This window comes from Desulforhabdus sp. TSK (assembly GCF_022836495.1).
In the GTDB taxonomy this organism is placed as follows: Bacteria; Desulfobacterota; Syntrophobacteria; order Syntrophobacterales; family Syntrophobacteraceae; genus Desulforhabdus.
On the sequence record NZ_BQXM01000017.1, the window covers coordinates 61,212 to 83,855 of the forward strand.

The following is a 22,644-nucleotide window of genomic DNA, read 5'->3' on the forward strand; positions in this document are numbered from 1 at the left end:
ATTTTCATTGTGGGAGTGAGCCGCTCACTGGGGGACGGCTGCCAGGCCCTGTGGCATCAGGCCAGCCGCTTGACACTGTTGATGACGACAGGGGTTGCGGGGACATCTTGATGGTATCCGACGGTCGTTGTGGCGACCTTTCTGATCTTGTCCACCACATCCATTCCCTCGATGACTTCGCCGAAAACGGCATACCCGAACCCCATGGGTGTGGTGTTCTTGTGGTTGAGGAAATCATTGTCCACGGTGTTGATGAAGAACTGGCAGGTGGCGCTGTGAACCATCTGCGTTCTAGCCATGGCGATGGATCCGCGCTTGTTTTGGAGCTCCGGTCTGGCTTCGTTCTGGATGGGTGGCTTGGCCGCCTTTTCCTTCATGTCCGGGGTGAGTCCCCCGCCCTGGATCATGAATTCCGAGATGACCCGGTGAAAGATGGTTCCATCGTAGAAGCCCTCGTCGACATATGCCAGGAAGTTTTCCACTGTAATGGGGGCCTGATCGGCCCAAAGCTCAATTTTGATGGTGCCTTCCGAGGTTTCCATCACTACGACAGGATTTGCGTCCGTGCTCTTCATACGTCTCCTTAAAATGTGAAATGTGTGGGGGTGGCTTTTGCCCGTGACGACAGGGGCGATGACGCTTGCACCGCTTCAGGCGTTTTCCTCTGCAACAGGGAGAAATTTTGGCCGAATGTACGGAAAAAGTCAAAAAATTCTTCTTCCGCCTTTCCTGGCCCTGGATGTTGATGAATCACCCCCCCATGACCGGGATAGCGTGGGTCAGTGTTCGACAACGGCTGATTCAAGTCGAAGCCCGGGAAGCCGCAGGGTGAATGTCGTGCCTTTTCCGGGATGGCTGTCGACTTCGATGTCGCCTCCGTGTGCCTCTACCAGCTTGTGGACGTTTGCCAGCCCCAACCCCACCCCTCGGGGCTTGGTCGTGAAGTAGGGATCGAAGATGTGGGGCAGGTCTTCACGCGGAATTCCCTCTCCCGAATCTGTCACTTTGAGGACCACCTGGTCCGCTTCTTCGCAGGCCCGCACCTGGAGTGTTCCTCCCCTCTCCATGGATTGCAGGGCGTTGAGGTAAAGATTCAAGAGGATTTGAGAGAACCGGTCCGGATCCACCTGCACCTGCAGGTCTAGGGGCTCAACGCGCGATTCGATGGCTACACCCTGATGCCGGGCGTCCATTTCCACCAGGTGAACGCTGTGCCGCAGGAGCTCCAGGCAATTCTGCGGTGACTTTCGCAACTCTGTCGGCCGCGCATAGTCGAGGAGCTCCGAGACCACACGGTTGAGCCGCTCCACTTCCTGCCCCATGACCTCGGCAATCCTCCGTCCCCGCTCGTCATCCTTCACTCTCCCTGCCAGTATGGTGGAAAAGCCCTTGATGGAGCTGAGGGGATTGCGAATTTCGTGGGCCACCCCGGCCGCCAGGCGCCCTAAAGCCGCCAGGCGCTCACTGCGGCGCAGCTGTTCCTCCAATTGCTTGATATTGGTCATATCCGTAAAAAGAAAGACGTTTCCCACCGCCTCCCCGATCCCGTTCCGCATGACAACGGCATTGACGAGAAGCGGAATGCGGGCTGTCCCGCCCGCTGGACACTGAACTTCCTGCTCCATCACCCGTTCTTTTTTCTCCAATTCCCGCATGATGGATGCAAAACAGGGGAAGCGGGAGATGTTCCCCGCCAGGGCCTGGGACTTGAGGATTTGGAGGGACGCCGCATTGGTCCTCTGAATTTGTCCCCTGCGGTCGGTGGCAACCAGGCCGACGGGCATCTGCCGGACCAGGGTCGACGTGAATGCCTCGACGTCCATGAGGCATTTTCGGGCCTCCCGGTAGTGCTGGGCCCAAACGAGAGAGATCAATCCCCCGGCCCCCACCAGAAACATGATTCCAAAGAGGAGAACAGTCTGCTGGATGTCCTGCCGCTGAGCCGCTTCAAAGGGGGACGGGTCCAGCCCGAGAACCAGAAAAAAATCGTTGTTGCTCTGAGAGGAAGATTCACCGGGAAAGGGGCAGGCCATGCGGTGGGGGCCTTTCCCCCTCCCCTGGAACCAGGGCTTATAGGCACTCAGGACCTCGAAGGAGCGTTTAGGCTCTTCCACGAAGCGGTAGGAGAACTGGTCGGCGGCGGGATGCGTCAGGGATATGCTTCCCCCCGTTTGCTTCGCATCGCTGTGAGCCACAATCCGTCCCGATGCCCCAACGATGGCCACGTAGAGGATCTCCGGCTGCTGGGCCGTTTCCTCCAGGAGCAGCTGCAGCTGGCTCTTCCCCCAGCCCATTCCCATCATTCCGGTGCGGCTGCTGGCCTCCAGGGAGTTGCTGAGGATCTTCGCTTCGGAAAGCAGCGCCCGCAGCATGAACTCCTGCTCGCGATTGATGTTCTTGGCCGCCAGGATGATGAGAACCACCGCCAGGATGCACACGGATCCCATGATCATCCAGGGGGAAGACCACGCCCACCGTTCGGGCAAAGCAGGTCGGGAAGACATAGTGTCGACTCCTTGGAAAGGGCAACTATACGCATTAAGGATTGAAAAGTTCTTTTTTGTAGGAGCGGCATCCTGCCGCGACTGGCTCTTTGTCGCGGCAGGATGCCGCTCCTACAAAAAACACGTAAGCATCAAGTCGTATGTTAAAGGACAGACAGAACGTGTCACCATCATTGTGCACATTCCGTGCGAAAAGAAAAACCTGTATCGGCGACACTCTGTCGCCGCCTGTCTCCAGCAATCTATTGGGATTGAATTCTGCAGTCCCGGGGGATCTGGATACTTTTTATCCAATCCGTCGCCTTGAACCCCGAACAGTTGGATAGATTTTATCCAGCCGGCAGGAGCTCCATGAGCCTCCTTTCGTTTCAGAATGGAGAGAACGGACGAGGATGGAGCATACGGGGGGCGCCGCCGTTCCTTCATGCACTCCAGAGGATTTAAAGCAAAAAATATATTCATTTAAGATGTTTATGCTTGCTCATCCGTGCGCCTGCACCCACCCCTTCCCTGGCTGGAGGACCTGCAGCGGCTGAACGCGATATCCCGTTTCCCCCCTGTTGGCATTCTTCCTGCTCTATAGCCTCCGCAAGTGAGCAAAGGAATCGTCAAGGCGCCAGGATGGCGCGAACAGTCAATGAGTCTCAGGAAAAGCGACAGGAGAAAAAAATGAAGAAGCTTATGGTATGGGTCGTCTTGTGTGCATGGTTTGCCTCGCCGTTCGTGGGGATGGTTTACGCGCAGGATGCATCTCAAGGGCAATCCCAGGGGACAACCTGGAACTGTCCACGCATGGGGCAGGGCGCGGCGACTGCGGACGGCTGGTTTTGTCCCTGGGCGGATTCCGGCATGCGAGGGGGCAGGATGCACCATGGCAAGGGCATGGGAAAGGGCATGGGGCCTCAGGGCTGGAAGAACTGTCCCCGCCAGGCGGATTGCCCTTACCGGCAGGGGAAATCTGTTTCTCAGGACGAAGCCAGGGGATTGCTCCAGGATTATTTGAACGAAAAGGGAGATGCCAACCTGAAGCTCGGCACCCTGACAGATGAAAAAGAGTACTACGAAGCCCAGATCCTCGGCAAGGACGGCTCTCAGGTGGAAAAAATCCAGGTGAACAAGCAGACGGGATGGTTCCGTACCGGTTCCTCCAAAAATTAGACCGATCCTGGGCGGGCGAGCTGCCGCCCTCCGGCAGCTCGTCCGCCCAGGATCCTAAATACGCCGCCACTTTTTTATAGGGTCCTCCCTCTGTCCGAACCGCTCTCCTCCACCAGCGTCCATTCAGGAGCACGGGCATCCACATCTGCGCGATGAGCATTGACAATCAGCGCCATTTCTCTAGAATTCAACGAGTGTTACTGAGGAGGTCAACGTTCCCCTGGATGCGCCGAGGAGGGATTCCGGTGAAAAAGAGCTTGAGGTCGTGGAGTATTTTCATGTTGCTTTGTCTTCTGCTGGGAGGCTGTGATGCGCTTTTTCCAACGCCCATTGCCAAAATCCTGGAAGACCCTCGCAAGTATGCAGACCAGTCGGTATCCGTGTCCGGAGAAGTCACGGAAGTCTTCAGCTTCATGGTGATCAAGTATTTTGTCGTACGGGATAAGACCGGGCAGATCGCCGTGGTGACCGATAAAACCCTGCCTCGCAAGGGGGCACAGATCACGGTGCAGGGCAAGGTGAAGGAGGCCTTTTCCCTGGGGGACCAGCAGCTGCTGGTGCTGGTGGAGGAGGGGGACAAGAAGTGATACCGCAGGGAAGCGGACCCTGCTCCTTCTCTCCCTTTGCCGGATGAGTCTAACCGTTTACATCCCGGATACCGCAACCCATCCGCCGACAGGCACGAAATCCTTCTTTTCGAGATCCAGGGTCACCACGTGTGCGCCCAACGCACCGATGCGCCGGTTTGAGCCGAAGGTGATGGGCGGGGTGAGCCCGGTCTGAAACTGGTAGAGCTGCTCCAGGGAGCGCATGAGCTTTGCCCGGCTGAGATCCCTTCCCGCCCCCTTCAGTCCCTCCACCAATACCTTCGCCGCACTCAGGGCGGAAGCCTGAGAGGTCCAGTGCTTCATGGGAATGTTGTGCTTTTCCAGGAGCGCCTTCAATTCGGACATGCCGCCCGGCGTTTGATCCGAAGGCAGGATGGGGTAGGAGAGGTAAATCTTCTTCTGGAACGCCGGGGGAACCTGGAACATCTCCTCCTGAACATGAGCCCCCGGCATGAAGACATACGGGAACCGGTTCAGCTTTCCAGCCTCTTCCAGCAGGGCCTTCAGTCCGCCGGTTCCCAGGTAGAACAGCACGTCCGTCTCCTCCTGCTGGAGCCTGCCGGCAAGGGAGGAAGCGTTGTAGCCGCAGGGTGGGCTCTGCCCACCACTCTGCGCCGAAAGTATTGTAGGGTGGGCAACAGCCCACCCTACGCAGGAGGACAATGTCTCATTCTGTCCTCCTAACGACCTGCCCCGCGCGCCGCCTGCAGCTCGTCGATCATGGCGAGGACCTGCTCGGGACTGGGAAAGCCGTTGAAGCGCTTCCATGTTCCCGTTTTCCCATCCCCCACGAGAGCCATGGGTGGATGCTCCTCGAAATTCGGAAAATAGGCTCCAAGCCCCTTCAGTACCTGGTCCACATTGGGCTTTTCCCCTGTCAAATAGAGCCATCCCGGCTGGGCCCCGAATTTTTGAGCCGTCCGTTTCATCCTCCCAACCACATCGCGCGTAGGGTCCAGGGTGAGAGTGACCATGACGACATCTTTTCCCATGCGCTCTCCCAGCAGGGTCTGGAGCTGGCTGAAGATGGCATTGTAAATGGGGCAAATGGTGGTGCAGGTCGTGAAAATGAAGGTCATGGCCACCAGCTTGTCGGCAACCACATCGCTCTTGAACTTAACCCGCTTGCCCTCCTGGGTCACCAGCTCCAGGTCGTAGAGCTGTACATTGACATTCATGAAGGGCTGAAAATCGGCATCCTCAGCCGTCCTCTGTTGTCCCCCCGTCGCGGAATCCTGTTTGACCTCCTGCCCCTGGGCGGAGGTAAGCATCAGGAAGCTGAGCAGCAGGGATTGAAATATCAGTCGTATGCGTTTCATGGATAGGCCCTTCTTTTCTACCGCCTGGTACCGAGGATCACCTTTACGCAAGCGTATGACTTTATCTCTTTGTATTTGTAGGCGTGGCATCCTGCCGCGACAAACTCATCCAAACCGCCTTCCTCTGATGGACCGGGAGTAGTCAAGCTCGGGAAGAAGAAATCCATGCGCTATCCAGGCGGCCAAAAAGGTCACAAAGGTCATAGCCGAGAACTCCTTCCCGTTGAGCAGAGGGACGACGTTCGGAATCATTACCCTGCGTTCTGCGAGAAATGTATGGCTCCATTGCTTTCCAGGCAGCCCCCGGGATCCTACTTCACCGGCAGTTCAGGGCGGGCCGCCCATTCCGTCCATCCGGCGTCGTAATAGAGCACGTGGGTGTAGCCGAGGAGGTTCTTGAGGACAAAAAAGGTCTGGCTGGCCTGGTGGCCGGTGCGGCAGTGGACGATGACCTTCGTGGCTTTCGTCGGGATGAGCTTTTCATAGGCAGCCGCAAGCTCATCCACCGGTTTGAAGGCGCTGAAGGATTCATTCTTCCGGATGTCTTCGGTAAAGGGCCGGTTGATGGCACCGGGAATGTGGCCTCCACGGGCTTCATCCGACTTCTTGCCGGAAAAATAGTCCGCCGGCCGCACGTCCAGGATGATTCCCCCGCCTTCCCGGACCACCTTCAGAACCGCCCGATAGTCCACCGTGAAGGTGTCGGAGTTCCCCACGGGGGGATAATGTGACGGGGTGATTTGGGGCAGGCGGTTGTCCAGGGGCCTTTTTTCCGCAACCCACTTTCCGAACCCGCCCCCCAGGATTTCGTAGCGCTTGTGCCCCAGCCGCTCGAAGGCCATGCCCACGAGGGTGGCGTCCTGGGTCTTGTCCCCGCCCGGCACCACGACCACGAGGTCCGAAGGGGTGATCCCCATGTGGGACAGGTGCAGGGCGAGCATTTCCGCCGGGAGGAGCATGGACGGCAGCCCCCCCACGACTCCGCGAAAACTGTCCACCGAGAGATAGATGGATCCAGGAATATGCGCCGTGTTGTATTCCGGCTGGCTGCGGACATCGATGACCCTAATCCCGTTCTTGCCGAGATTCTCGCCCAGCCAGTCGGTGGGGATGATTCCAGGCAGGGGGACAGCGGGGAGGGGAGGGAGCGTTTCCGCCCCTGCTTTGGCCGTCTCTGCAGGAGAAGTGAAATAGCGCCGCCACCTGTCGATGCGTGACACCATTTCGGCCGGCAGGGGCTCCGAGCGCAGGGATGCGGGCTTCAGACAGGCATCCATGAATCCCTGCAAGCCGTCCGTCAGGATGTAAACGTTCTCGAAGCCGAGCCGGCTGAGGGCGTCCCTCGCCTGAGCGGGGTGCGTCATGCCGTTGGAATAGAGGACGACGATCCCCTCGTTTCGGGTGGGGGCAAGATAGTCCGGCAGTTGCGACAGGGGAACGTTAACCGCCCCCCGGATGTGAAACGCTTTGAATTCATCGGGGGTGCGGAGATCGATGACCTGCAGGCCCTGCTCTCCGGACATGAGGCGATCCGCCAGTTCCACCGGGTCCATGTGGTCGCCGGCACTTTCGATCTGCTGGAGAAGACTGGTTTCCCGGGCGGGGAGGGCAGCGCCGGCGCGCCCGGCTCCCGACTCTCCGGCCGATGCTCCTGCCAGGTTCCCGGGAGCGCTCGGCAAAATGAAGAGTGCGGCCGCCAGGAAGACGAGAACGGCGCTGAAGGTTTTGAGAAAGGGGCTGTTGAGGTAGTGCCCTCCACCGACTCTTTTCTTTTCAACGGCTTCGGCACCCCAGAAGCAGCCCACGGCAACGACGGTCAGAACGAGCACAAAGGCCGGCTTGGAGGCGCCCAGGCTGTCGTAAACAAAGAGGACGCCCGACTCTCCCCAGGCATACAGGGGCTTGATGACGGGGAAGAGCTTGTTGAAAAGGATCGAGCCCACCAGTGCCCCTCCCAGGAAGACGAGGGCATCGAGCTTTCCCGAGGCTGCGCCGACGGCTCCTGTTCCCGGGCACCAGCCGCTCATGACGAATCCCACTCCGAACAGGAGTCCCCCGACGACCTGGGCGCCGTAAACCGTAGGCATGAAATACAGGCTCCCGGGCTCGATCCATCCCAGCGCCAGGCAGTAGGCCAGGCCGAGCATGGCGGTGATCATGGCGCTGAACATGACCTTGAGCACCGCCATGTCCGTGAAATAGAAAATGCCGGCGAGCCTCCTGGAGCTCCCGAAGCCCGCTCGCTCCAGGCAGAATCCGAAGCATAACCCCAGCACCAGTGCGGCAAAATAACCGGCAGGTGAATCCAACTGTCCCAGTCCGAAGAAAGTCTCAATCATTCCACTGCCTCCTCACCAGGTGAGCTGCCGCGTATCCTCCTGCAAAGACACAGACGAGAAAGACCATGCTTCCCGTGAGCAGCATGGCGCCTCCTGTGAGGGCCTGCCCCGAGGTGCAGCCCTGGGCCAGGCGGCTTGCAAACCCCACCAGGATGCCGCCGGCGAGTGCCAGGCCCAGTCGCAGACGCGGCGAGGCTTTCAAGCCCTTTTCGACCTGGATGCTCAGCCGATTGGCTTGAAGGGCCGAGAAAAAGCCGCCCGCAAACGTCCCCAGGAGCATGAAGACGAGATAATAGTGCAGGGGATGGGCTCCCCAGCGGCCGAAGTACTCGCTGGAAAGGGTGTGCCCGGGGGCGACGAAGCCTTCCAAGGCTGCCGCAAACCTTGCCAGGCCGCCGGAGGCTCCCAGCCCTGCGCCCAGGACCAGGAACGACGCCAGCAGGGTGCACCCCAGGAGGACTCCCGCCAGGTAAGGATTCATGTTTTCCCCATTGAGTGGGTTCTTTTTCATGTCTCGGCTCATGGTCAGCACCCCGCGCTCTTGCTCTTGGCCGGGGCCGGTGTAAGGGGGACAGGAGGAACCGGCGCCGGGCCTGCCGGCGTCGGAGCGGCCTGCTGCGGCGCATTCAGCTTATCCTGCTGGCCCATGGAAGCGGGCGCGCCGCCTGGACTCCCCATGGGAACTTCCTGGACGGCCCGTTTGAGCTCCGAAGCTTCCCAGTAAGCCTGGAGTCCTCCATGCAACGCCTTGATGGGCCGCTGGGTCTTCTGGGAAAGGATCCCTGCTACGGCCATGGCCAGGGACCCGTCCCGGTCCACCAGGATGAGGGGCCCCGCGCCCGTGAGATAGGCCGGATTGGAGAGGACGTCCGCCACATCGGCATTGACGGACCCCGGAATGCTGTAATCTTTGAACTGCTCCGGCGGCCGAATGTCCACCAGGTCGAAGGTGCCCGGCAGGTCTATGATCAGCTGCTTCACGGCGGAGGGTGCTATGCGCTCGGGAAGCCTGATCTCTCGTTTGGGGGGTGTGGCAGCCGATTTGGAATCAGCCATGGGCTGTGCGGCTGTAGTACCGGGGGCTGTTAGTGCTGAAGCGAACATGGACAGGAACAGCAGGCGTGCAATGGAAGCTTTTACCCTGTTCAATGGATCCTCCTCTGGTTCGTTTGAGGTTGATGTTCAATTCTTAACGGAAACCGGTATAAATCGGTGAGGCTCGCGCAGGCGCGGGAGCTGCGGCGAAGCCGCCGGAGCGAGTCATTGCTTGTTCCTTACAAAAAACAGCTCGGCGGGCCGGCATTCGCCACCCGCCGAACGCTTTACTACAGTTCAAGTCCCTGTCTATCAGCAGCACAAGGTGAGAACGGGTGTCATGGGGACCGCCCTTTCAAATTCTCCCATCTTTTCCATGGCGTCTGCGGTGAACCGGGAGTCTTCATTCAAAAGAAACCCCAGTGATCTGGTCTTCTCGTTGACGGGCAGGTCCCTATCCACTGCAATCCAATCCGTGCCGTCCTTGTGGAATCGGATGCCCTTTCTCATATCCAGTCCTTTGGCTTCCAGCACTCTGATGTTCCTCGAGAGGGCAAGATCCATGAGGGTCCTGTAATCCATTCTCTGAAGTTTGGCTTTTTCCAATTCTAACACCACCTTTCAGTCTTATGGTCCGACTTTTCTGGAAACAGCAAATTACCACTATGAAATTTAAGCTAATCACTGGCTGGGATCGTTGCCAATCAACAGTCTAAGGGGGAACGGGAAGAGAGATATGCTTCAGGGGCAGAAGCCTGACGCGATCCTGCTTGAAAAAAACGGCAAATTTCCACACAATTGCCATGCTTACTTCTGAGGAGACGTTTTGGATGGGGTATAAAGACAGCTCGGAAATGGTCGTCCATAAATCTCTACGTGTATTTTCGGTCTGCAGGCGTGAATATCTCACACCGGCGATGCAGCAATTGCTTGCCGATCCCGATGCGCATCTGGCCAAAAGCTCCGGTCCCTTTTTCAAGGGGATATCCGGTGACACATCGACGGTCGGCGTGGTGTCCATCGACGGGAAAAAATTCGTCGTCAAACGATATAACCTGAGGGGATTCTGGTACGATCTGAAAAAGTCGTTCCGCGGAAGCCGTGCCTTGCGCTCCTGGAAGAACAGCCATTACCTGTCAGAGCATCACATCCCGACACCGAGGTCCGTGGCAGTCCTCATCAGGCGCTTTGGTCCCATACGTCGTGTAACGTGCTTCATTGCTGAGTATGTCGACGGGGTTCAGGGGCGGGATCTCTTCGCAGAGGGTAAGACGCACGACGATGCCTGGGAGCCGGCCTTGAAGAACGTTGAAGGGTTGTTGAAGCAGCTCCGTGCGGCGCGGGTCACCCATGATGATTTTCAGCACAGGAATATGATTTTCATCGACAACGCCCCCGTATTGATCGATTTGGACCATATGCGGATTCATCGATTCGACAGCCCCTGGTTTCGACACAATTTTCGCAAGGACGTCAAACACTTCTTGAGCAAGCTTCTCGAAGTCAGTCCGGAAGCCCATGATGCGGCAAAAGCCGTCATGGGCTCCCTGCCTCAATAGACCCGGGGGCATTTGCGCTGGGGTTCGGATCTTTTGATCTGATCGCCTTTGTCCCTTGTAGGAGCGGCATCCTGCCGCGACTGGAGCGCCGTCGCGGCAGGATGCCGCTCCTACAAGGGAGGAATCGTTCAACCCCTTTCCGATGCGTCCCTTGCAATCACTTCGTGGAATTCCCGCAGCGACATGGGCGGGCGTCCGTGCTTTCTTGACGATCGGTAGGAGTAAATGCTCTTGTAGAAGTCGCAATTCCTGCAAACGGGAGGATAGATTCCTTTCTGCTGTCCATCGATGAGCTGCGTGTAGGCCTGGTTGCGGCTCGAGAGGATCTCCGCCAGGGGCTGCCGGTGCAGGTCCCCGATCTTCAACGAGGCGTCGGCGTCCCGGCAGGGACACCCGTTGACCGTGCCGTCGGCCATGATCATGATGCTGTCGAAGAGCATGGTGCACGCCCCCTTCTTGTAGGACGGCCGGCTGTTGATATCGATGTCCAGGCCTTTCACATCCTCGTTGCTGACGTATCCTCCCCAGTTGTTGTAGACCTGGGATCTCCTCACCTTGATCCCCCTGCCCCTGAATTGATCCAGCAGCCGGGTTATTTCGCTCTGCAGCCCGCGTGGAATCCTGTGATAGGACCTCCAGCCGATTTCCAGAGCCCAGGGGCAACGGTCCACGTTGTCCAGCAGGAACTGGAGATGGTCGACCAGTTGGCCGTAGACATTTTCCCCGGCCTGAGTCACGGCCATGAAGCTTTCCAGGTCGTGGCCGTAGACACTGAGGGTCAGGTGAGACAGTTTCTTCAGTGTCATCAGTTGGTTGATGTCGTCATGGCTTGGGAGGGTGAAATTGGTGAAGAAGTCGTAGGACTCTACTCCCGGGTGGCTTTCGAGAAGATGCAGTTTGTCGAAGATCTGCCCATCCATGAACACTTCCCCGGTGACGGGCGTAAGGTGAAAGGCTTTAAACCCCATCCGGACGGCCTGCTCGACGCATCCGGCAAAAAACTCGTTGGACATGCGGACCTTCGGGGCCACTTTTTTCTGGTAGGCGCAAAAGCGGCATTTCAGATTGCAAATGCTCGTGACTTCGATGTTGACAGCCTTGCGCGGGTCGGGGATGAATTCTTTCCCCAGCAGGGAAAATACGTTGAACAGAAGCATGTTTCTGACCTGGCGGATGCTTCTCTCGAGCTGGTGGACTCTCATGCGCGCGATTCCAATTGGTGGGTTGACAAGTCGTTGATTCTTCCGGAATGAGTATAAAAAATGGTAGAGAGTGTCAATGGATATCCGCCCGCTCCCGGCGCAAAAGGGGAGATTTCTCAATGGACTCGGGAATGAACATGTGATAAAAACTCAGTTCCCGCTGAAGATTACCACGTGTACGATATTTGATTTCAAGGAGGCCTTCATGACGGTTGGGATCGTCGACGCTCCAGCTATGAATGATCTTCCATTCTCTTGAGGTTTCAGGTTTATGAACGAAGGGGAAAAAACTCCCACTGAAAACACCCTCTCCTTGCGCCCGGGCGATTTCCGGACCCTCATGGAAGCCCTGGATTATGCCGCCGAGGGAAAGACGGGGATCAATTTCTATTCAGGAAGAGGGGAGCTTGCAGTCCCACTTACTTATGCGCTGTTGCGGGAACGGGCTCGCCGGCTGGCCCGCAGGCTCATGGGACTGGGCCTGCCCCCGGGCAGTCGCATGGCCCTCGTTGCCTCCACCGACGCCGATTTCGTCCGTTTTTTCTTTGCCTGCCAATACGCCGGCCTGATTCCGGTGCCCCTTCCCGCCTCGATTCACTTGGGCGGACGTCAGGCCATCATCGAGAACCTGCGCAAATTTGTGCGATCCTGCCGGGCTCACGCGGCCATGGCCACTGGCTTCTTTTATCGCTTCCTCGCCGAGGCCGTCGCCGGCCTGCATTTGAAATACGTTGGGGAGCCCGAGAGTTATGATGCGCTGCCGGAGGCAAGTCTCCCCCTGCATTCCCCCTGCCCCGATGAAATCGCTTACCTGCAGTACACTTCCGGCAGCACACATTTCCCTCATGGCGTGGTGATCACTCAAAAAGCGGTCATGGCCAACCTGTCCGCCATCATCCGGTACGGCCTCCGTATCCGTCCGGGAGACCGGTGCACCTCTTGGCTTCCCCTCTATCACGATATGGGGCTGGTGGGTTTTCTCCTGGCTCCCATGGCGTCACAGCTCTCTGTCGATTACCTCAGCACGAACGATTTCGCCATGCGCCCCCGCCTCTGGCCGGCGCTGATTTCCAGGAACAGAAGCACCATATCTTACAGCCCCACCTTCGGGTACGCCCTGTGCGCGCGCCGGATCCGCCCGTCCGATGTGGAGCAGTATGATCTCGGCTCCTGGCGCATCGCCGGCACGGGCGCTGAGCCCGTGCGCCCGGATATCCTCCATCGGTTTGCTCAGCTTCTGGCGCCGGCCGGCTTCAATTCCCGCGCCTTTGTCGCCTCCTACGGAATGGCGGAATGCTCCCTGGCGATCAGCTTTGCGCCCATCGGCAGGGGCATCGAAGTCGACCGGATCGACGTGGAGGCCCTGACCAGGAGCGGCCGAGCTGTTCCCGTGGAGGGCGCTGCCTCCTGCCGGGAGGCCAAGGAGCTGGTGATGTGCGGATCGGTCCTTCCCGGGCATGAACTGGAGATTCGGGACGAGGAGGGGCGCGCTCTGCCCGAGCGGCAGTGCGGAGTAGTGCATGTGCGCGGCCCCAGCATCATGGCCGGCTACCTGGACGATCCCCAAGCCACCCGCGAGGTCCTCTCCCCGGATGGCTGGCTCAACACCGGCGATCTGGCCTATCTGGTGGGAGGTCAGGTGGTCATCACCGGCCGCCGCAAGGACCTGATCATCATCAACGGCCGGAACATCTGGCCTCAGGACATTGAATTTCTTGTGGAGCAGCTGCCGGAAATCCGCTCGCGCGACGTTGCCGCCTTTTCCATTGCGGGGTTGAATGATGAGGAGACGGTGGTCCTGGTGGTGCAGTGTCGCCAGTCGGATGAAGGAGCACGCCGTCGGCTTGTGGAGGTCATTCGTGGACGCGTCCGGGAAGCGTTCGGCTTCGACTGTATGGTTGAGCTCGTTTCCCCACATACCCTGCCCTTGACATCGTCGGGAAAGGTTTCCAGGACCATGGCCCGAGCCGATTTCCTGAAGCGCAATGTCGGACTGTTCGCATCTCCTTTTTCTGCTGCCGCTCAGATGGGAGGCTAGCCGATTGATGGGGTGCTCCCTGAAAGAAAATTGGCCATCCGAGCCGGTTGCGACGATTGCCGTCACGGGGGGGACCGGCTTCATCGGGCGAGCCCTCATTGGCTGCCTCCTGGACGGAGGGCTGCGTGTTCGGGCGTTGGTGCGTCCGGCTTCTCTCCATTTCCGCTTCGAGGCCCCCGGCCTCTCCTGGGTTTGCGGCGAACTGAGCAGCCTGGAGGCTCTGGAACGGCTGGTGGACGGTGCCTCAGCTGTTGTCCATTGTGCGGGGGCCGTGCGCGGGGTTTCTCCCGTCGACTTTGCGGCCGCCAACGTCGTCGGGGTTGAAAGGCTCGTGCAGGCGGCCCGGAGCTCGAAGGAGTGCCGGCGCTTTCTTTTGATCTCCTCCCTGGCGGCCGGGGCTCCCGACCTTTCACCTTATGCCGCAAGCAAACGGCAGGGGGAAGAGATCCTGCGGAGCGCCGGAGGGAGCCTCCACTGGACGATCCTCCGTCCTCCAGCCGTTTACGGGCCGGGAGACCGTGAGCTGCTCCCAATGCTCCGGTGGATGCGGCGGGGAATGATTTTTGTCCCGGGAGGAGGATCCGGGCGTTTTTCGCTGGTTTTCATCACCGATCTCACGCGAGCGATCCAAGTCTGGATCAGGAGCGGCGAGGGGAACGCCGCCTCCTTTGAAATTCATGATGGAAAGCCGGGTGGATATTGCTGGGAAGAGGTTCGGACAATCGTTGCGAATCTCTACCGACGCCCGGTTCGTCGGATCGATATCCCGCGGACGGTCCTGCACGCTGCGGCGCTCCTCAATGCCGCTGCTGCCCGAGTAACCGGCTACCGTCCCATGCTGACGCCGGGTAAGGTCAGGGAGCTCTGCCACACGGACTGGACCTGCGGCAATGGCCGGTTCAGCAACGCCTTCGGGTGGGGTCCCGAAGTCGATTTGCGCGAGGGGCTGCTTCGCACGCTGGGGTGAGGGAGTGTCGAGGAATGATGGAGGGTTGAAGGCGATGTCCACAGCGGATTATGGAGAGATATTGGAAGAAGTGAGGCGACTCCTCGGGCGCGTTGTCAAATCTCCGGTGCGCATCGAGGAAAAGACCGAGCTCGTCAACGATCTTGGCCTCGACTCTCTGGCGGCCCTGCAGCTTGTGGAAGAAGTGGAGGACGCCTTCGACATATCCTTTCCCCTGAACGAGCTTTCACAAATTCGGACGGTCAGGGATTTCGTTCTGCAAATCCAGCAGGAAATCGAGGCTTGAGGTATGGGACTTTTCGAGAAGTTTGACGCCATCGGCCTCGCCCGCAAAGCTCTGGAGGATCTGGGCGTCGATCCGTTCAACGTGGAGATGGAACAGATCCTGTCGCCGACAGAGGCCCGCATCGCCGGCCGTGAAGTCCTTCTGGCCGGCACCAACAACTATCTCGGCCTGACTTTCGATCCCCGGTGTATCGAAGCCGCCTGCCGCGCCACCCGCACGGAAGGGACGGGAACCACGGGCTCGCGCATGGCCAACGGAACTTTCGCCGGCCACCGGGCCCTGGAGAGGGAGCTGGCCGAGTTCTTCGGCTGCCCCAAAGCCATTGTCTTTTCCACGGGATTTATCGCCAACCTCGGAGTCATTTCTACCCTGACCGGTCCGGGTGACGTCGTCCTCATTGACGCCGACTGTCATGCCAGCATCTATGACGGCTGCCGCATGAGCGGCGCCGATATCCTCCGCTTCCGTCACAACAGCGCTGCTGATCTCGAAAAGCGGCTTCGCCGCCTGGGAGACCGAACAAAGAGCACGCTGATCATCGTCGAGGGGATCTACAGCATGCTCGGCGACCGGGCTCCCCTGGCCGAAATCGTTGCACTGAAGAAGCAATACGGCGCATGGCTGATGGTGGATGAAGCGCATTCGCTGGGAGTCCTCGGCCAAAAGGGCAGGGGGCTGGCCGAAGAAGCGGGTTGCCTGGGGGATGTGGACTTCATCATCGGCACTTTCAGCAAGAGCCTGGGGGCCATCGGCGGATTCTGCGTCAGCAGTCATCCCCAGTTCGATCTGTTGCGTTATGCCAGCCGTTCGTACCTCTTCACCGCGTCGCCTTCTCCGGCCACGGTCGCCTCAGTTCGCCAGGCGCTGCAGATCCTCGCGGCCGGGACGGACCTGCGGGAACGCCTCTGGCAGAATGCCCACAGGCTCTATAACGGGCTTGAGGAACTGGGCTTCAGCCTCGGTTCCGAACCGACGCCGGTGGTCGCCGTCCACATGGGATCGAAGGAAGAGACGCTCGGCGCCTGGAAACAGCTTCTCCATCAGGGAATCTACGTCAACCTGGTGCTGCCGCCGGCAGCCCCCGAAGGCAAGAGTCTCCTGCGTTGCAGTGTCAGTGCGGCGCACACGGAGGATCAGATTACGAGAATTTGCTCCGCCTTCCGTGCCCTCAAGGAATAGACCGTCCATCCTGCAGGTGACTGTATGCAAATTGTTGCGTTCTATACCGATGACGAAGTTTATGGATTCCATGTGGAGTTATTCCAGAAGTCGTTATCTCTTCTCGGATGGTCCGCCCATATCAGAAAAATAAAAAAGGCAGAGTGGCTGCAAGCTACGGCATACAAACCATCATTTTTATGCGAAATGCGAGATCTATATTCAGGTCCCATATTGTACCTGGATATTGATGCGTATATACATGATATTGATGAATATTTCTTTAACAATATTGAACATGACATTGCAATCCATTACATCCAAAATGGATCAAAGTTTGAGCTGCTTTCCGGAACAATATATCTAGCGGATAATCAAGTTGTACATGATTTGTTGCAAGAGTGGAGATCGAGGGTTTATTTTCCTGAGAACAGAGGTAAGTATGATCAATTCGTGCTTCAGGAAATACTGGATGAATGGATTAAATTTGAAAAAATCAAAGTAGATTTACTTCCTGCAGAGTATTGTTATATTTTTGATAAATTCAAATCAAAATATCCCAAGCTGGAGCCAAAAATCGAGCATCTTCAAGCCAGCCGTGAAATCAAATTCATGCAAAAGAACAACACCTTCCTGAGGAGATTGCTGGGGCTGCGCGCCCGGCCCTCGAACAGTCTGCTCAGACGGAGACGGCGCCTGGGGGAGCTCGCCGCTGCAGTGGGGATGGAGATGCCAAGCGGTGGCTTTTTTTTGTAGGCCTTCAGCCGTTGCAACGGGTGAGTGGGCCTTTTCCATGAATGGGTGTTCACAAGACTCAAAGACCCAGGAGGTTTCTTGCGTTTCCACAATGCTGATGATAATCTAAACTTCACACGCGAAATATGTCAGGTGATGAAGTTTGCCGGATAACCGTCCAGAAGCTCGGGGCTGATGACTTCTACTTCCGCATAGGGGGTAGAAGTTTTTTTGTTTTAGGGGATGCTGATCCCTTCAGCTCATGCGGCGTGCGCCCGAATTTCTCTTCCCGTTTCCGAGAGGGAGATACACTCATGGCCGATTATGATCTCTTAAAGCAGGGCCTGCTCACTACTGTGGACTCGTTGAAGCCGCTGGTCCGTGAAGAACAGCGGCAGGCTCTCGACCAGATAGGGACGAAGCTGAAAGAGGAGGCATTCAACCTGGTGATCCTGGGACAGTTCAAGCGGGTCAAATCCACCTTCACCAACGCGCTCCTGGGAGAGGATCTGCTCCCGACAGCCATTGTGTTCAGCCCGCCGGAAAGCTCGCCGCATTCCTTCGTGGATATTTCCAACAGTCTGGGATGGGATGAGGTAAGGAGGACAAATGAATACGGTTCTACTCCTGGGCATGGTGAGTCTTTTGACCGATGTCAGCAGTGAGATGGTCTATCCGCTCCTGTCTCTTTACCTTACAGGCGTTTTAGGAGCGACACCGGCCATCGTCGGCATCATCGAAGGCATTGCGGAGAGCCTCGCCAGTCTTCTCAAGACCTATTCGGGCTACCTGTCCGACAGGATGCAGAGGCGGAAGCCCCTCGCCATCCTGGGTTACGGTTCGGCCACGGTGGGAAAGCTGTTTCTCTATTTTGCCGCTTCCTGGGGGTGGGTGCTTGCCGGGCGTGTCGTGGACCGGTTCGGCAAAGGGCTGCGAACAGCCCCAAGAGACGCTCTCATCGTCGAGGCATCCGATGCAAATCGGTTGGGCCATTCCTTCGGGCTCCACAGGGCCATGGACACTCTGGGAGCCGTGGTCGGTATCGCCGTTGCGTACTATCTTTTCACGGCGACGCAGGGGCAGTACAGGAGGATTTTTTTGCTTTCCATGATTCCCGCTATCATCGGGGTCCTCCTGCTTTTCCGGGTTCAGGAAGAAAAGCCGGGCAAGGGAGCAGTCAAGGTCCTTCCCCTGGCAGGATGGAGGTCTCTCAGCCCGCGCCTGAAGGCCTTTTTTCTCGTGGCCTTTATTTTCACCCTCGGCAACTCATCCAACCAGTTCCTGCTCCTTCGGGCAAACCACCTGGGATTTGAGGCGGCGGACGTGATTCTGGCCTACCTGGTGAGCAACATCGCCTATACGGTGAGTGCCTATCCCGCAGGGCGACTTTCAGATCATATCGGCAGGAAAACCCTCCTTGTACTTGGATATGTCTTTTACGGACTGGTCTACTTTGGGTTTGCCCTTGCATCCCAGAGATTTCACGTTTGGTTCCTGTTCGGAGTCTACGGGCTATACAGCGGTTTGACGGAGGGAGTGGAAAAAGCGCTGGTGGCTGAACTGTGCCCCAGTGAAAGCCGTGCCACAATGCTGGGGATCCATGCGACCCTCGTGGGGATTGGACTGCTGCCCGCTTCGCTCATTGGAGGATTCCTGTGGAAGATGATCGGTCCCGAAGCTCCCTTCTATTTTGGGGGGGTAATGGGCATCCTGGCTGCTTCAGGTATGTTTCTTGTCGTTCCGCGATTGACTCCGACCGCTTGCCCCATGCATGAGTCGGCCTGATCCGAAGCAGAGATAAATGAAATGCTACACTGCGAACGGTTAGAATCTTGACTTTCGTAGGAGCGGCTTCCAGCCGCGACTCTATGAGGAGCCGGCTGTCTGGGGGAAGGCAGAGCGGATAGGTGTGTGGGTTTCACACCAGGATTTTTTTGAGCCAGGCCGCCACTTGAGGCGCTTCAGGCGGAAGGGGCTGCTGACGCGCCGTTTGCAGCGGTTCTCCGAAGGGGCGGGCCCGGCCGCAGGCAAACAGGGCGTGGTGCAGCATGTTCATGTCCCGGCGCGGGCGAAGGAGACCGTGCCGCAGCATCCAGGCGCATGCCGCGTCCACGAGGCCGGGGGCTTTTCCCTGCTTTTTCTCTTTGGAAAAAGCCGCGTGAGCCCGACGAGCGCACTCTTCGCGCAGGCGACTGCCGATCCGCCTGGATTTGATCTCAACCACCGGGTAGATGTAAAGAGGCGCTGCCGTAGCCGCCGCTTCGGCCAGCATGGATTCGCTTTCGCCGGTAACAACCAGCACGTCGGCTTGTGCCAGCAGGGCGCGGTAGGGATTTGCCCTCCCCTCGGGCTGCCAGGTGTAAACGCGGTGCGGCGGGACGAGTATCGACTGCAACGCCTCTGTGGCTCCCCGGCTGGTGCGCCGGCTGGTGACGGCCAGGACACATCCGCCGCTCGCTTCAGCCCATTCCCGCACGCGTGAAGCCATCTCTGCCGAGGCCTCGGCGTTCAGCCGAAAACGGGGAGCATCTCCCCCTACCACAAGACCCACGACGGGTCGTGGCGCGCTGTTTAAAAGCTCGGGCCACTGCCTGCTTGCTTCCGCAAGCTGCTGCAACGCAATGGAATGGAGGGGCGCAAGCGTATCGTAGCGCCTGGCATCGGGCGGCATCCGGCAGTGCAGCGGGGTGACGACCGCGTCATACCGCCCGGCCACGGCTCCTCCACCACGCCCGAGCTGGACAGTGCGTGTGCTTCCCTTGCTGGCACGGCCAATCCAGCGGGTGATGGACGCCGTGCTTCGCCCGACCCCGATGACCAGATCCGGCCATGGGGGCTTCAGGGGAGACGATTTCCTGCGGTCCAGTCCAAAGGTGAGGGGCAGAAACGGCAGGAAGCCCAGCCATCGGGCTCTTTTTGTGAAATGAAGCTCCTTGACCTCATACGGCCATCCCAAGGCATCGGCCAGGCCGATTGCCTGGATCCGATTGCCGGGATGCGGATTGGTCAGCACCCACACCCGGTCGGGTGAAAAAGGTCTGTCATTCTTCCTGATATCCATGTCCATGGGTCGTGTTTCCGGAATGAGTCCTACCGCTTGGAGGCAATGTTGTTGACTTAACCAACGTTCGTCATTCCGGCGAAAGCCGGAATCCAGGAAAATAAAGACTTTCTGGACCCCGGTTTTCACCGGGGTGACGTTAGGTCAGCAACATTACCCCCCGGACGGCCCCGAAAGCAGTTCGTGGTAGATTTTTTCCACATGGTCTGCCCGCCTGGCGTCGGTGCAGAGATCGAGGACACGCGCTCTGCCCCTGGCGGCACAGCCCCGTGCCAATTCCCCGTCCTGGAGCATCCGGTCGATGGCTTGGGCCAGGGCTGCGGCGTCGCCGGGAGGGACCAGCAGGCCGGTGCGTTGGTCTATGACCAGTTCTCGGTTTCCCGCCACATCGCTGGAAATGACGGGGCGGGCCATGGCGAGGGCTTCGCGCAGGGCTCCCGTCAGCCCCTCGCCGCGCAGGGAGGCGCAGACGACGATATCCAGAGCGGCCAGGGCGGAGGGAATATCTTCGATGAAGCCCGTGAAGATGACGCGATCGGCCACCCCCAGGGAAGATGCCGTAGACTGAAGGGGGCCGGGGTCGCCTTCGCCGATGAGCATAAAATGCACGTCGGGACGTCTTTCCCTGAGATGCGCGGCCGCTTGGATGAGAATGGGATGCCCTTTTTTGGGAGTGCTCAGGGAACCGATGAGCCCTACAAGGGTCGTTTGTGAAGGCATCTGCCAGGCGCGGCGCACAGCGTCCCCGGAAATGCCGGGATGAAAGCGATCCGGGTCGAAGCTTCCATAGACGACGTCCACCTTCTCCCCCATGATGCCATCGGCCAGGAGAGCGTCCCTGACGGCGTGTGAGACGGCACAGATGCGCTGCACATGGCGACGGTGGATGAAATGAGCGAGGCGGTTGCGGGACAGGGGATAGACGGTGCCGCGGTTTGCCGCCCAGGCAGGGCGGCGCATTCCCAGCGTTGCGAAATAGGCGAAAAAAAGAGCCCGGTTCTTGTGGGTGTGGAGGATATCCGGCGGGTCTTCAGACAGGAACCGCCGCAGCCGCACCATGCCGGCAGGGTTTTTCAGGCCGAGGCGGAGAACCTGGACACCGACGTTTTGCAGGTTTTCAAACCAGGCTCCGACCAGAGGCCGGTGAGCTGGCCCGTCGAAAATACAGGTCACCCTGTGGCCCCGTCGGGCGAGGGCGTGGGCGAGGGAGGCGCACTGCACCGCACCGCCGCGGTGGACGGAGGCGTGGGAATCGACCATAACGATTTTAAGCGGTCGCCCTTCGGTTTTCATTTCAACAGGCTGGCTGCCCCCTTCATTCAAGAGGCTCATGACCTCATCGCCTCTGCCTCGTGCATCATCTGATCCCATCGATCTCGAAATGCCTCGTACAGAAAGGGCGAGGTCGAAATCGCCAGCAGTTCGTGGTTGGCGTGAAGAGAGCTTTTGGACAGATTCATGCTGCCGAAAACGACCTTCCGGCATCGGAGGGTATCGATGAGAATGAATTTGTTGTGCATGGGCAGTCCTTCGGGATGGGAGTAGCGGCGAAAGACGAGATGTTCGCCGAGCCGATCCTCAATCCGCCGTGGGACCCGTCGTTCCGTATCGTGGGCGAGAATTTCCAAGCTTATCCCGCGCTTTGCTAAGAGGCCCAAAGTTTTAGCTATCCTCATATCGTTCATGTGGGAAACCGCCATGCGCAGAGTCGTTCCTGTCGGCAGCGTGAGTAACTCTTGCCGGAGGACATCGCGCAGCAGGCGCGGGAAAAGATAAAGGCAAGTGTCACCTGCCTGGAGGACCCTGTTGTTGCTGGGCAGCAGGCGTTCCCAGGGACCGTGGAGCTGGGTGTGCAGGAGGAGGGCATGATCTCGGAGGGGCTGGACGAGCCGGCTGTCGGTGATCTCCACGAGATAGTTGTGTCCGCGGTCCTGATCGCCGATTTCCGCGATGACATCGGGATCTTCAGGCTGGTTGCCGGAAGGGTTGAAGGTGCCGACCAGAGCATGCGGTTCGGGATGACTGAAATAATAGAGCTTGATGTGCAAGCGGGGTATCCTTGGGGCCAAGTTGTCCGGCCAGATGTGCCTCAGCGGCCTGACATGATCACCGAGGTTGCCCGCGCGCTGGAGCATTTCCATGACGGGGCGATTAACCTGCGGTGTGCGCGGGTGGGCTTCCAGGGTCAAACGGACCGAGACACCGCGTTTCCTGGCCTGCACGAGGGCACCGGCCAGTGCCTCGTCGCGGAAATAATAAGTCGCCCAAAAAATCTCACCACCGGCCGGCACGGAAGAGACGTGAGAATGCAGCAGATCGCGCAGCGCGCGGGGTGGGAGGTCCGGTCCTCCAAAAAAGACGCGGCAGGGTGGAGTGATTTGTCCAAAAGGTGATATCATGGAAATCCGCTGCACCAGGCGCAAAGGGACTCTTTTCCCTGGATGTATCTGAGAACGGTTAAAATCTTCACTTTTGTAGGAGCGGCTTCCAGCCGCGACTCTATGGAGAGCCGGCTGTTTCTATCGCGGCTGGAAGCCGTTCCTACAGGATCATCAATGAGTCAGTGTCCCATCCGTTTGGAGTATAATTCGACCTTTTGGGGAGGGAAGGGTCGTGTCCGTTTCTCCCGCGGAAGCTGCTGTGTTATAAAAGTCTTCGATCTGGAATAGTATTCT

Annotated in this window: 22 protein-coding genes, 1 pseudogene and 1 riboswitch; of the genes and pseudogenes, 11 read left to right on the top strand and 12 right to left on the bottom strand. The window is 58.5% G+C overall.

The window, feature by feature from the left end:
* Positions 1–56 precede the first annotated feature (56 nt).
* On the bottom strand, positions 57–575 hold the full coding sequence (locus tag MWC30_RS11710; protein ID WP_244084367.1) for a peptidylprolyl isomerase: 519 nt from the start codon (positions 573–575) through the stop codon (positions 57–59).
* 204 nt (positions 576–779) lie between these two features.
* Complete coding sequence (locus MWC30_RS11715) at positions 780–2,504, bottom strand: ATP-binding protein (RefSeq protein ID WP_244084368.1); 1,725 nt, start codon at positions 2,502–2,504, stop codon at positions 780–782.
* Between the two features lie 669 nt (positions 2,505–3,173).
* Here MWC30_RS11715 and MWC30_RS11720 point away from each other — a divergent pair.
* Together MWC30_RS11720 and MWC30_RS11725 are read left to right on the top strand one after the other, a co-directional pair.
* Positions 3,174–3,662, top strand: coding sequence for a hypothetical protein (locus MWC30_RS11720; protein ID WP_244084369.1), 489 nt, complete (start codon positions 3,174–3,176; stop codon positions 3,660–3,662).
* 278 nt (positions 3,663–3,940) lie between these two features.
* Complete coding sequence (locus MWC30_RS11725; RefSeq protein ID WP_244084370.1) at positions 3,941–4,249, top strand: hypothetical protein; 309 nt, start codon at positions 3,941–3,943, stop codon at positions 4,247–4,249.
* 57 nt (positions 4,250–4,306) lie between these two features.
* Here the strand turns inward: MWC30_RS11725 and MWC30_RS11730 are convergent, their stop codons facing one another.
* On the bottom strand, positions 4,307–4,933 hold the full coding sequence (locus tag MWC30_RS11730; protein ID WP_244084371.1) for an ABC transporter substrate-binding protein: 627 nt from the start codon (positions 4,931–4,933) through the stop codon (positions 4,307–4,309).
* A 17-nt stretch (positions 4,934–4,950) separates the two neighbouring features.
* A complete protein-coding gene (locus tag MWC30_RS11735) occupies positions 4,951–5,589 on the bottom strand; it encodes an SCO family protein (protein WP_244084372.1) in 639 nt (212 codons plus the stop codon).
* Between the two features lie 96 nt (positions 5,590–5,685).
* On the opposite strand from MWC30_RS11735, the pseudogene MWC30_RS11740 reads away from it, so the two are divergent.
* Positions 5,686–5,820: pseudogene (locus tag MWC30_RS11740) on the top strand (DUF6444 domain-containing protein); the annotation flags it as partial.
* 80 nt (positions 5,821–5,900) lie between these two features.
* Here MWC30_RS11740 and MWC30_RS11745 read toward each other — a convergent pair.
* From MWC30_RS11745 to MWC30_RS11760, 4 genes are all read right to left on the bottom strand, one after another.
* Positions 5,901–7,928, bottom strand: coding sequence for a rhodanese-like domain-containing protein (locus tag MWC30_RS11745; RefSeq protein WP_244084373.1), 2,028 nt, complete (start codon positions 7,926–7,928; stop codon positions 5,901–5,903).
* Positions 7,921–8,439 (bottom strand): YeeE/YedE thiosulfate transporter family protein, encoded by a 519-nt coding sequence (locus MWC30_RS11750; RefSeq protein WP_244084374.1) that lies wholly within the window; start codon positions 8,437–8,439, stop codon positions 7,921–7,923. The genes MWC30_RS11745 and MWC30_RS11750 overlap by 8 nt, the downstream gene beginning before the upstream one ends.
* A gap of 14 nt (positions 8,440–8,453) precedes the next feature.
* Positions 8,454–9,077 carry a rhodanese-like domain-containing protein gene (locus MWC30_RS11755; protein WP_244084375.1) on the bottom strand — a complete coding sequence of 208 codons (624 nt, stop codon included), beginning with the start codon at positions 9,075–9,077 and terminating at the stop codon, positions 8,454–8,456.
* Positions 9,078–9,275: 198 nt separating this feature from the next.
* Complete coding sequence (locus MWC30_RS11760) at positions 9,276–9,569, bottom strand: hypothetical protein (RefSeq protein WP_244084376.1); 294 nt, start codon at positions 9,567–9,569, stop codon at positions 9,276–9,278.
* A 224-nt stretch (positions 9,570–9,793) separates the two neighbouring features.
* Between MWC30_RS11760 and MWC30_RS11765 the strand changes: the two genes are divergently transcribed.
* A complete protein-coding gene (locus MWC30_RS11765) occupies positions 9,794–10,522 on the top strand; it encodes a lipopolysaccharide kinase InaA family protein (protein WP_244084377.1) in 729 nt (242 codons plus the stop codon).
* A gap of 128 nt (positions 10,523–10,650) precedes the next feature.
* Here the strand turns inward: MWC30_RS11765 and MWC30_RS11770 are convergent, their stop codons facing one another.
* Positions 10,651–11,724 carry a radical SAM/SPASM domain-containing protein gene (locus MWC30_RS11770; protein ID WP_244084378.1) on the bottom strand — a complete coding sequence of 358 codons (1,074 nt, stop codon included), beginning with the start codon at positions 11,722–11,724 and terminating at the stop codon, positions 10,651–10,653.
* Positions 11,725–11,995: 271 nt separating this feature from the next.
* Here MWC30_RS11770 and MWC30_RS11775 point away from each other — a divergent pair, with 271 nt between their 5' ends.
* The 7 genes from MWC30_RS11775 (at position 11,996) to MWC30_RS11805 (ending at position 18,693) form a co-directional block, all read left to right on the top strand.
* Positions 11,996–13,762, top strand: coding sequence for a fatty acyl-AMP ligase (locus MWC30_RS11775; protein ID WP_244084379.1), 1,767 nt, complete (start codon positions 11,996–11,998; stop codon positions 13,760–13,762).
* A 7-nt stretch (positions 13,763–13,769) separates the two neighbouring features.
* Positions 13,770–14,729 (top strand): NAD(P)-dependent oxidoreductase, encoded by a 960-nt coding sequence (locus tag MWC30_RS11780; protein ID WP_244084380.1) that lies wholly within the window; start codon positions 13,770–13,772, stop codon positions 14,727–14,729.
* 34 nt (positions 14,730–14,763) lie between these two features.
* Positions 14,764–15,015 (top strand): acyl carrier protein, encoded by a 252-nt coding sequence (locus MWC30_RS11785; RefSeq protein WP_244084381.1) that lies wholly within the window; start codon positions 14,764–14,766, stop codon positions 15,013–15,015.
* Between the two features lie 3 nt (positions 15,016–15,018).
* Entirely contained in the window at positions 15,019–16,194 is a 1,176-nt protein-coding gene (locus MWC30_RS11790) for an aminotransferase class I/II-fold pyridoxal phosphate-dependent enzyme (protein ID WP_244084382.1), read from the top strand.
* A gap of 24 nt (positions 16,195–16,218) precedes the next feature.
* Positions 16,219–16,929 (top strand): hypothetical protein, encoded by a 711-nt coding sequence (locus MWC30_RS11795; protein WP_244084383.1) that lies wholly within the window; start codon positions 16,219–16,221, stop codon positions 16,927–16,929.
* A 122-nt stretch (positions 16,930–17,051) separates the two neighbouring features.
* Positions 17,052–17,120, top strand: a riboswitch (Fluoride riboswitch).
* Positions 17,121–17,222: 102 nt separating this feature from the next.
* Entirely contained in the window at positions 17,223–17,573 is a 351-nt protein-coding gene (locus MWC30_RS11800) for a hypothetical protein (protein ID WP_244084384.1), read from the top strand.
* Positions 17,518–18,693, top strand: coding sequence for an MFS transporter (locus MWC30_RS11805; protein WP_244084385.1), 1,176 nt, complete (start codon positions 17,518–17,520; stop codon positions 18,691–18,693). The genes MWC30_RS11800 and MWC30_RS11805 overlap by 56 nt, the downstream gene beginning before the upstream one ends.
* A gap of 133 nt (positions 18,694–18,826) precedes the next feature.
* On the opposite strand, the gene MWC30_RS11810 is transcribed toward MWC30_RS11805, so the two are convergent.
* From MWC30_RS11810 to MWC30_RS11820, 3 genes are all read right to left on the bottom strand, one after another.
* Positions 18,827–19,975: a mitochondrial fission ELM1 family protein gene (locus MWC30_RS11810; protein WP_244084386.1), complete on the bottom strand. Its 1,149-nt coding sequence runs from the start codon at positions 19,973–19,975 to the stop codon at positions 18,827–18,829.
* 147 nt (positions 19,976–20,122) lie between these two features.
* Positions 20,123–21,301, bottom strand: a complete 1,179-nt coding sequence (locus tag MWC30_RS11815) for a glycosyltransferase family 4 protein (protein WP_244084387.1) — start codon at positions 21,299–21,301, stop codon at positions 20,123–20,125.
* Positions 21,298–22,368 carry a phospholipase D-like domain-containing protein gene (locus MWC30_RS11820; protein WP_244084388.1) on the bottom strand — a complete coding sequence of 357 codons (1,071 nt, stop codon included), beginning with the start codon at positions 22,366–22,368 and terminating at the stop codon, positions 21,298–21,300. Before MWC30_RS11820 ends, MWC30_RS11815 begins: the two co-directional genes overlap by 4 nt.
* Positions 22,369–22,644 lie beyond the last annotated feature (276 nt).

Coding starts and splice junctions, on each gene's coding strand:
- MWC30_RS11710 (WP_244084367.1), bottom strand. CDS start 575: ATGAAGAGCACGGACGCAAATCCTGTCGTAGTGATGGAAACCTCGGAA.
- MWC30_RS11715 (WP_244084368.1), bottom strand. CDS start 2,504: ATGTCTTCCCGACCTGCTTTGCCCGAACGGTGGGCGTGGTCTTCCCCC.
- MWC30_RS11720 (WP_244084369.1), top strand. CDS start 3,174: ATGAAGAAGCTTATGGTATGGGTCGTCTTGTGTGCATGGTTTGCCTCG.
- MWC30_RS11725 (WP_244084370.1), top strand. CDS start 3,941: ATGTTGCTTTGTCTTCTGCTGGGAGGCTGTGATGCGCTTTTTCCAACG.
- MWC30_RS11735 (WP_244084372.1), bottom strand. CDS start 5,589: ATGAAACGCATACGACTGATATTTCAATCCCTGCTGCTCAGCTTCCTG.
- MWC30_RS11745 (WP_244084373.1), bottom strand. CDS start 7,928: ATGATTGAGACTTTCTTCGGACTGGGACAGTTGGATTCACCTGCCGGT.
- MWC30_RS11750 (WP_244084374.1), bottom strand. CDS start 8,439: ATGAAAAAGAACCCACTCAATGGGGAAAACATGAATCCTTACCTGGCG.
- MWC30_RS11765 (WP_244084377.1), top strand. CDS start 9,794: ATGGGGTATAAAGACAGCTCGGAAATGGTCGTCCATAAATCTCTACGT.
- MWC30_RS11770 (WP_244084378.1), bottom strand. CDS start 11,724: ATGAGAGTCCACCAGCTCGAGAGAAGCATCCGCCAGGTCAGAAACATG.
- MWC30_RS11775 (WP_244084379.1), top strand. CDS start 11,996: ATGAACGAAGGGGAAAAAACTCCCACTGAAAACACCCTCTCCTTGCGC.
- MWC30_RS11780 (WP_244084380.1), top strand. CDS start 13,770: ATGGGGTGCTCCCTGAAAGAAAATTGGCCATCCGAGCCGGTTGCGACG.
- MWC30_RS11785 (WP_244084381.1), top strand. CDS start 14,764: ATGTCCACAGCGGATTATGGAGAGATATTGGAAGAAGTGAGGCGACTC.
- MWC30_RS11790 (WP_244084382.1), top strand. CDS start 15,019: ATGGGACTTTTCGAGAAGTTTGACGCCATCGGCCTCGCCCGCAAAGCT.
- MWC30_RS11795 (WP_244084383.1), top strand. CDS start 16,219: ATGCAAATTGTTGCGTTCTATACCGATGACGAAGTTTATGGATTCCAT.
- MWC30_RS11800 (WP_244084384.1), top strand. CDS start 17,223: ATGGCCGATTATGATCTCTTAAAGCAGGGCCTGCTCACTACTGTGGAC.
- MWC30_RS11805 (WP_244084385.1), top strand. CDS start 17,518: ATGAATACGGTTCTACTCCTGGGCATGGTGAGTCTTTTGACCGATGTC.
- MWC30_RS11810 (WP_244084386.1), bottom strand. CDS start 19,975: ATGGACATGGATATCAGGAAGAATGACAGACCTTTTTCACCCGACCGG.
- MWC30_RS11815 (WP_244084387.1), bottom strand. CDS start 21,301: ATGAGCCTCTTGAATGAAGGGGGCAGCCAGCCTGTTGAAATGAAAACC.
- MWC30_RS11820 (WP_244084388.1), bottom strand. CDS start 22,368: ATGATATCACCTTTTGGACAAATCACTCCACCCTGCCGCGTCTTTTTT.